Raw genomic sequence first — 2,109 nt, 5'->3', positions numbered from 1 at the left:
GGGTGGTCGGGAGTGCCGTCCGCCTCCACCGTGATGGTGGGTACGTCGCCGTCCGGGAGGGTGACGCCCTCGGTGGTGATCAGGCAGACCGGGCGGGCGTCGGCGAGTGTGTACGCGAGCCGTTCGGTCGGGTAGCCGGTGTCGAGGGGCAGGTAGGCGGCGCCCGCTCGGTGGACCGCGAGGAGGGACACCACGAGGGCGAGGGAGCGGGGCAGGGCGACGGCGACGACTGCCTCGGCCCGCGCACCCCGCGCGGCGAGGGTGTGCGCCAACTTCTCCACGCGCAGGTCGAGTTCGGCGTAGGTGAGGGCGGTGTCCTCGAAGACGACCGCCGTGGCCTCGGGGGTGCGGGCGACCTGGGCGCGGAAGAGTTCCGGGAGGGTGAGGTCGGGGACGGTGCGGGCGGTGTCGTTCCAGTCGGTGAGGACGAGGGCGCGTTCGTCGTCGCGCAGGACGTCGAGCGCGCCGATGCGCCGGTCGGGGTCGGTGGCGACCTGGGCCAGCAGCAACTCCAGGCGCTGGGCGAGGAGTTCGGCGGTCGACTCGTCGAAGAGGTCGGCGCTGTACTCGATCCAGCACCGCATGCCGTCCGCGCCCTGCTCGACGAAGTCGAAGCTGAGGTCGAACTTGGCTCCCTGCTGGCCGAGTTCCTCACGGCGTGCGGTGAGGCCGGGCAGGGCGGGCGTGGCGCCCTCGTCGTCGAGGTGGACGACCATCACCTGGAACAGCGGGTGCCGGGCCAGTGAGCGGGCCGGGTTGACCGCCTCCACCAGCCGCTCGAAGGGCAGGTCCTGGTGTTCGTAGGCGGCGAGGTCGGTGGCCCGGACGCGGGCGAGCAGGTCGGCGAACGTGGGATCGCCGGACAGATCGGTGCGCAGGACAAGGGTGTTGACGAAGAAACCGACCAGGTCTTCGAGGTGCTCGTCGCCCCGTCCGGAGATGGGTGCGCCGAGCGGGATGTCGTCCCCGGCGCCGAGCCGGTGCAGCAGTGCGGCGACGGCGGCCTGGGTGACCATGAACATACTGACGCCGTGGCGGCGGGCCAACGTACGTAGTTCCGCCGTCCGTTCGGCGTCGAGCGTCAGGCCGACCGCGCCACCTCGGTGGCTGCTCTCCAGCGGGCGGGGACGGTCGGTGGGCAGCGCGAGCTCGTCGGGCAGACCAGCCAATGCCGTCTGCCAGTAGGCGAGTTGGCGGGACTGGCGACTGTCCGGGGCGTCGGCGTCGCCGAGTGCCTCGCGGTGCCAGAGGGCGTAGTCGGCGTACTGCACGGGCAGTGGCGTCCACGCGGGTGCCCGTCCCTCGCGGCGGGCCTCGTAGGCCGTGGCCAGGTCCCGCCACAGCGGGCCGTCGGACCACTGGTCGCCGGCGATGTGGTGCAGCACGAGCAGCAGGACGTGCTCGTCCTCGTCCACCTCGAACACGTGCGCGCGCAGCGGGAGTTCACGGTCGATCTCGAAGCCGCGCGCGGCGGCCTCGGCGAGGTGGGCGGGCAGTTCGGTCTGGGTGACGCGGCTGTGGTGGAGGGGTACCGAGGCCTCGTCCAGCACGACCTGGCGCGGGCTGCCGTCCCGTTCGGGGAAGACCGTGCGCAGACTCTCGTGCCGTACGGCGAGGTCGTCCAGGGCGACGGCCAGGGCGTCCCGGTCGAGCGTGCCGGTCAGGCGCCAGGCGGCCGGGATGTTGTACGTGGCTCCCGGGCCCTCGATGCGGTGCAGGAGCCACAGGCGCTGCTGGGCGTAGGAGAGCGGGAGTTCGTCGGGTCGCTCGGCGGGGACGAGGGCGGGCAGTCCGCCGGCCCGGTCGTCCAGGCGGGCCGCGAGCAGCGCGGGGGTGGACGCCTCGAAGACGGTACGGACGGTGAGGTCGGCGCCAAGTACCGTGCGAACGCGGCTGACCAGGCGCATGGCGAGCAGGGAGTGGCCGCCGAGGGCGAAGAAGTCGTCGTCGGCGCCGACGCGTTCGAGGCCGAGGACGTCTCCGAAGAGTCCGGTGAGGATCTCCTCGCGCGGGCTGCGGGGCGAAGTGCCCGCGTCCGGACCGGTGGTGGTCGTGAAGTCGGGGGCGGGCAGGGCGGCGCGGTCGAGCTTGCCGTTGGGGGTGAGGGGC

The 2,109-nt window shown here is 73.0% G+C and carries 1 protein-coding gene; it reads right to left on the bottom strand.

Annotated elements, in window-relative coordinates; translation table 11 throughout:
- The coding region (locus ACNFOC_RS53655) for a condensation domain-containing protein (RefSeq protein WP_416966206.1) at positions 1-2,109 on the bottom strand (2,109 nt) is incomplete at both ends.

It is taken from the genome of Streptomyces colwelliae, from assembly GCF_048158785.1.
Taxonomy (GTDB): Bacteria; Actinomycetota; Actinomycetes; order Streptomycetales; family Streptomycetaceae; genus Streptomyces.
Note: the sequence above shows the minus strand (reverse complement) of the source record. Positions and strands in the feature narration are given on the sequence as shown.